General features: G+C 37.3%; 7 protein-coding genes and 2 pseudogenes. 6 read left to right on the plus strand and 3 right to left on the minus strand.

The features are described 5' to 3' along the window. The 5 genes from Xinn_RS19450 to Xinn_RS19475 form a co-directional block, all read left to right on the plus strand. The coding region (locus Xinn_RS19450) for a transposase (protein ID WP_211286039.1) at positions 1-213 on the plus strand (213 nt) is incomplete at its 5' end. A 237-nt stretch (positions 214-450) separates the two neighbouring features. Then, positions 451-1,227 (plus strand): ATP-grasp domain-containing protein, encoded by a 777-nt coding sequence (locus Xinn_RS19455; protein WP_086952933.1) that lies wholly within the window; start codon positions 451-453, stop codon positions 1,225-1,227. 324 nt (positions 1,228-1,551) lie between these two features. Beyond that, on the plus strand, positions 1,552-2,727 hold the full coding sequence (locus Xinn_RS19465) for a hypothetical protein (RefSeq protein ID WP_086952932.1): 1,176 nt from the start codon (positions 1,552-1,554) through the stop codon (positions 2,725-2,727). 524 nt (positions 2,728-3,251) lie between these two features. Continuing rightward, a complete protein-coding gene (locus tag Xinn_RS19470) occupies positions 3,252-3,938 on the plus strand; it encodes a hypothetical protein (protein WP_086952931.1) in 687 nt (228 codons plus the stop codon). 4 nt (positions 3,939-3,942) lie between these two features. Further along, entirely contained in the window at positions 3,943-4,338 is a 396-nt protein-coding gene (locus Xinn_RS19475) for a hypothetical protein (RefSeq protein ID WP_244590269.1), read from the plus strand. On the opposite strand, the pseudogene Xinn_RS19480 reads toward Xinn_RS19475, so the two are convergent. The 3 genes and pseudogenes from Xinn_RS19480 to Xinn_RS23595 form a co-directional block, all read right to left on the minus strand. Further along, a pseudogene (locus Xinn_RS19480) lies at positions 4,335-4,814 on the minus strand (Hcp family type VI secretion system effector). The gene Xinn_RS19475 and the pseudogene Xinn_RS19480 sit on opposite strands and share 4 nt — an antisense overlap. Positions 4,815-5,307: 493 nt before the next feature. Continuing rightward, a pseudogene (locus Xinn_RS19485) lies at positions 5,308-5,805 on the minus strand (IS630 family transposase); the annotation flags it as partial. Further along, positions 5,775-6,056 carry a Tn3 family transposase gene (locus Xinn_RS23595; RefSeq protein WP_169923631.1) on the minus strand — a complete coding sequence of 94 codons (282 nt, stop codon included), beginning with the start codon at positions 6,054-6,056 and terminating at the stop codon, positions 5,775-5,777. The gene Xinn_RS23595 and the pseudogene Xinn_RS19485, both read right to left, overlap by 31 nt. Before the next feature lie 80 nt (positions 6,057-6,136). Between Xinn_RS23595 and Xinn_RS19495 the strand changes: the two genes are divergently transcribed. Continuing rightward, positions 6,137-6,511, plus strand: a complete 375-nt coding sequence (locus Xinn_RS19495; protein ID WP_086952928.1) for an MmcQ/YjbR family DNA-binding protein — start codon at positions 6,137-6,139, stop codon at positions 6,509-6,511. The last annotated feature ends 147 nt before the right edge of the window (positions 6,512-6,658 follow it).

Genomic DNA, 6,658 nt, shown 5'->3' on the forward strand with positions numbered 1-6,658 from the left:
TTGCCCCCCTACAGCCCTAATCTCAACCCCATTGAACGATTATGGAAGTACACGAATGAGCAAATACGCAACAATGTCTATTTCCCGGATGCAAAAACGTTTCGGGGAACACTTCGACATTTTTATCATGTCACCTTGCCAACAAAAGCACAGGAATTGGCTACCCGACTGACTGATCATTTCCAGCGATTAAAACCTGCATCTTCAAGTTAATTGCGTATAAATCTATCGCTGACACAACCAAAACAGATTGCAGTTATACATATTATGCTGGCTGGAACATTTCTGTCCTGGTCGGGATGTTTCATGGTATGGCCTTATCTGTCTGTAGAGCTTTATCGTCAGTTTCAATTGAGTGCATCACCTATGATAGATTCTTCAGTTTTGGGATCTGCCAGCATATTGAACAAGTTCGGCAACCCGCCTCGGTTTTTCAAATAGGAGTTATAAATGCAGATTATTTATCCCAATGATTACTCAAATCAGTCCAGACCGGATAAAACATTTGAGCAAGAGTATCTTTGTGCGCAACAAAACGGGATACATTGTCTGTTACTCGATTCAGAGTCTGCCGCTATGGGTAATTATAAATTTTCGGTAGTCTTTGAGCCCGATATCCCTGTTATCTGGCGCGGATGGATGTTGAATGTGGATGAGTACCACCTGTTGTACCGCGCAGTGACTAATCATGGAGGGAGGATGCTCGAATCCGTTGAGAACTATATTAGTAATCACTACATAACAGGTTGGTATGAGAGCTGCAAAATGTACACGCCAGAAACCGTGATTACAACGTCTGATGAGGATTTTGAGGTGTTAACTAGCCAACTTCAGTGGCCTGCTTATTTTGTGAAGGATTACGTAAAATCTTTGACGACCTCCAGAGGATCTGTAGCTAAGGATGCCAAGGAAATTCGCGAGGTGATCAAATTGATTGAGTACTACCGGGGAAATCTTGAAGGTGGAGTTAGCTTAAGACGTTTTGAAAGCTTCGTTAAAGGCAGCGAACGCCGGTATTTTGTACTTAATAGGAAAGCATTTTCTGCTGACGATCAGGTTCCTAAATTAGTCAGTGAAATAGTCCAGCGTGTAAATACACCGTTTTACACAATTGATATTGCGGAGAATACTGAGGGAGAGCTGCGTCTGGTTGAGATTGGAGATGGGCAGGTTTCTGATGTTAAAGAGTGGGCAGTTGATAAACTGGTCGCTGTATTTCGTGTATAGGCTGTTTAACACATTGAGAATAGTTCTCCAATAAAGATATTCCAAACGCAGTTGATTGTACTGGCTTAAATTTTAGTCACGTATTCAACCCGTTGAGATAAGGTATATCCTCCTTTTTCGCAACGTTGGTTATTGGAGCAGATGGTAGCGATTGAAAAAGGTGAGCTCGTTGTTCCCAGTGAAAATATCCATTACCATCGTTTACCTGATGTAAAAAATTTGCGTGGATCTTTTGGACTAAAACAAAATTGAAATATCTATTATTTTCTGTTGTACAGAAACGAGTCCTTAATTATTGATAATTTTTAAATTTGGATATGACTAATGTATGATGATTTAGCTCATTTAATACGCGCTTTTATCTTGGATGAAAACAAATCTTTGGAAAATGATGAGCAGGGCGGCATTTGGCCAAGTAATCATCACCATATAAAACCTTATGCAGCAAAATTGTCTAAAATACTTATCCCAGAGGAACGAGTATTATTTTATTTTCATTATATACGAGTGCAAGGCACTGTTCCTGCCGTTGCTACATCTGAAATTCCCTTACTTCTTGAAGCCTACCGTAAATGGTTACCCTTGATTGATAAATATGGATCTGGTCTGGCAGAACGCCATGTCATGCTGTTTATTTTTGGATTTGATGATACGGGTGTTTTATCGGTTGGGGAACTGGCAACTGCGGCGGATTTAAAAATCCGTTTAAAGACCTTATACCAAATTCAACGATATACCCGACTTGTTTCTCAGCGAGAGAAAAAAATTCGCTTTCAACCTTTTACAGAACAATCCCAGTATTTATTGGAAGTCCTACGTCATCTTCAATATCAACATGATAAGCGATATACTGAAAATTATGATGTGGTAAACCTGAGGTTTTGGGGGATGGTGCTCATTATTATGTTAAATAAAACCACTCGAACCCATCTGGTACGCGATATGCTCGAGGGAACTTATTCTATTCCTGACCGAGGGCACCATTTAAGTATTCTCAATGATACAGTTTTATGTGTTTTACCTGAATGCGATCCTGATGAGACGGATTTTATCAATTTTGCTTCACGTCTTACTCTTATTGAAAAATCACGGCGTGAAGCCACGGAAAGTTTCGCTTTAGCGACATCATTGCATTTGCCATTCGAAAGTGATCAGTATTGGGAAATTGAAATCTATATTCCACAACCCGATGACACGTCAGAGGGCGTTATTCAACCCAGCCTTTATGTTTGTATGCGACCTGATCCCGATAATGAATGGAATATTGAATTGAGACATTCACAATTAGGGCGATTTTGCGAATGGAGCGGTAAGATTACACAAAATGATCTGAAGATTATCAGCCTTGGCAAAGGAAACCTTATCGATTTACCAAAATGGCTTCAGCTACTTGATAAAGAATACAAAATTACTTTTAATTTATCTAAAGCTAAAATTTATACGAGAGAGAAATCGTCGACTGTTAAGCTTATTAAAGAGTGGCTTAACTCGATGTCTTAGCCTAAAGGCTGTAAATTATTTTGTGCCATTGCCATGGTTTTATAAATTAAAATTAGGCACTGGTGCAAAATTAGGACTCCGACCTAAACTGAATAAATTATCTATATATTCAGTTTATTATATATCATCCTATTTCATCGATACTGTACGCATCTCCGGCTATGTGCTACCACTCATTCCCGTGCCAGGATGATTACTCTATAGAGATTGAATGACATATTCTATCTATTCCTTTTGGATAAAATTAATTGTGAGTAAAGCATAAATAGTGACAGTGTCATTTTTGGAAATAAAAAGGCTGTTTATATTTGATCTCACTCCCAAACCACCAGAAAACACTAAAGAAAAAACTGTTGGTTCCGAAATAAACTATGACAGACGAAAAATCGTGGTTTATCAACCAGTTCCGAATAGGTGAGATTTACGTGAACAAGGGATAAGCCTATTCTAGCGAAAATGATGGTTTAACCAGTAGTACGTAACCATCCTTGAGCCAACGTTTTTAATCAATGACAGGAGTTATAATGACGACAAGGTCTGATATAGAGCACGGAAGACTAGTTTATACAGAAAAATTGGGATGGGTAGATTTGGGGCATGCGAAAGGTGATGATGCCAGAAAACTTATGGCGGCCATCAATACAGGCGATGAGACGATCAAGGAGTCCTATTTTACTATTCGCTATGTTCAGTATATGGGGAAAGGGCGTAAGTATGGCACATCAAAGATAACAAAATGGCGAGTCAGGCGAGGTTTATCCCTGCATGATAAGAAACGTGTTGCTCTGACTATCATGATGTATACCACCCACTTATTTGAATCTTATCAGGACTCTTTTCCATTTAATTGGGTCACAGACAGTGGTTATAGTGGTGAAGATTTAGTGTCAAATTTGCTTGGTTTTTATCGGGCTGTAAATGGCATTGATTATTTATCGCAATTAGGTGTCGTCAGCAAAGAAGATGCCTTTAGACGATGGGATTACTATGGCTCTATCGGGAAATATAAAAATAAGATTTTTAAACCATTATTATTTCCTGATCCTGCTAAATATCCAAATAACGCCAGACCCTACCATACTTCTCTACCGGGATTTTTAAATACAATATCCCCTATCAGTGACATCAAAACAAGCCATGATATAATACATATCAGCGATCAAACTGGGATTAACTTAGATGTGGAATATACTGGGATTTCGGTTGAGTAGAATTATGCGTATCATTGTTGTGATATCCATCATCATTGGGTGCACGATAATTTTCATTGGATCTTTTGCCAATGTTAATCTTGAATATACGAAGAAAAATTTCATTTATTATAACTTGTTTACCTTTGATGAAATTAAAAACATCCCGCTAATCTCCGATAATTATATTATCTACTATAATTCTCCTGATGGTTCATCGACAATGACTAATGACATTGTTTTCTCAAATGTTAATCAAGATAAAAAAGAAGAGTTAATAAATTATGTTGAAAATATGGGATTTCAAAAATATTATGACGAATATTGGGGCGATGAACGTTGGCGAAAAGGCGACGTGACTATCAATATAAAACAAAATGATAATGAACATACCATTTTATTTTTAGTTGAGCAGAGTTAAAACACATTGTCTTCTCTTATACTGTAACCCGTTGTCCCAGCGATATGATGTGTCCACGTTATGCTATCATATGAAATCGTTAGGCTTTCATATGGTTGTATATCGTTGTGATTAAGTGAACTGGGGTAGTGAACGGAGATGTTTTTTAAGGTGGAGTTGGTTAGCTTTATTCCATAAAACTTTTCCAGTCCACCTGATGTGCTGTTCCTGTATATCTCTATTTCGCATTGAAAACTCTCGTTACCTGATATTGCAACACCTAATAGCGGAGAGGATTTATCAATGGGTTTTGTGATTATTATAGGCTGGTGATTAACATTCTGTTATCGACTTATATCGTGATCTACAGCATAAACCAATATCTTATCCTTATACGCTTCCTGATATTTATTCCCTATTGAATCATGTGTTGAACATCCAGCTAATATCAGCCCCTGATTTTTACCATTGATGGTCATATATATGATATTTGCCATTCCCTTTCCCTGAAAGTACTGTCAGATAAAAATTAAGAATAACGTACTGTTTTATCAATGCCATCAACTAAATTTTGAAACGCTATTAATATAATAATTATAACAAAGACTTTATTATGATTATTTTTTAAAAATTTAAAAACAAAGTAATAAAATGAGTAATCCTTTATAGTCATTCAGCATAATGGTATTTATAAGTATGAATAATAACACCTTTTACTAGGTTTTATTTTGAAACTCAAGCTAAAATATGTCATAAGCACCAATTTCATCACCGAATTAGATCGCAACAGAATAATACGCTATATGTTTCAAATTATTAAGTTGTAGATCCCTACACTCGTTACTTAATTATTTTCGATGGCCTCTGGTTTTTTGTCCTGATCGCTATATAAAATGCTCCCAGATGTGTCTATTTGATTTTCCAACTGGCGCAAGTCATAAGTGCTCTGGAGATGCAATCAGAACTCAGGCGTACTTCCTAAATAGTTTGTCATAATGTTGAAACTCTTATCTTTCTCATTTCTTTCCAAGTTGTTAACGAAGCCCTTTTCAAAAAAATTTTCACATTACGAATAAGTTGCCACATAAATTGGCAACAATGATTGCGTGTCACCGTTTCATGAAGTGATTGCCATAACCGTTCTATTTTGTTTAACCAAGGCGAATAGACCGGAAGAAATAAAAGCGTCACCGTGGGATTATTCAACAGCCATGCTCTGACTTTCTTACTTTTATGGATACCGTAGTTATCTAAAATCACGCTCAGCGTTTCTGCATTACGATATGCGCGTTTTAATGCTTCTAACATATTGATAAATAAATCTGAATTTTTTCTTGTGTAACCTGTAGACACGATTTTGCCTGTTTGGGCATCAAGAAAACCGGCAAAATAATATTTTTGATTTTGACCCGGTGTCACAATCCGTTTTTGTTGGCCTTTAAAGTACCAGTCAGCGCCTATTTTAGGATTAAAATCAATATCCACTTCACATCTATTTCACCCTTACTTTTCTTTAGATTGTAGCGTCCAGTCAATAGGGTATGGCTCCAGGCTATTGGCGATATTCGGATAAATTCATCCATGATTTCCTGAGACACTCCGTTGGCCAACATCCTTTCATAAACTGAATTCAGGACAAGGCTATTGTAGGCGATAATGCAGTTAGCGATTAATCTGGCAGCATGGGCACTGATCCGATTATCAACAATCTTTTTCCCCTGAAAAATGCCATGGTTCAAACTACTCTTTCTTTTGTTATGTTTGGTGATGCAAGCACCCTTCCTTCTAACTCTTAATCATGCGAACAAGGATAATAACGATGCTTAACTTATTAGAAATGCTGAAAAAAGAAGCGGTCACATGGGCAGGGGTAACGGTTTCTTATCGTGATGACTGGGATTGCGATCATTTTTTGGTTGGAACAAAGGGCTTTTGCTTGTTAGGGAAAAACAAAGAAAATGAAAGGGTCATGACCATCAAAGGCTTACCCAACAATAATGCAGCTATGAGAGAGCTATATCCATTCGTCGTTCCTGGCTACTATTCAAACAAGGTACACTGGATATCTATAAAACTTGAGCAGTCGAGCCTTTCAAGCGATGAGTTAATTTCGTTACTTAGAGAGTCTTATCAAATAGTGTTCGAACAATTACCTGAAAAGACTAAAAAAGAGATTTCAAGAAACATCGCTTAACGAACCTTGGCTCTAGTGGTACATTCTGCATTTGATAACCTCATCAAACGAGCTTGAAAACCATTAAGTTTTATGGTTAATTAGCACACCGTTTCAATGACCATCAGATACCCCTAATTTTTTATGTGGAAAGCGCCAGCAGTCAAT

The organism is Xenorhabdus innexi (genome assembly GCF_002632485.1).
GTDB classification, from domain to species: domain Bacteria; phylum Pseudomonadota; class Gammaproteobacteria; order Enterobacterales; family Enterobacteriaceae; genus Xenorhabdus; species Xenorhabdus innexi.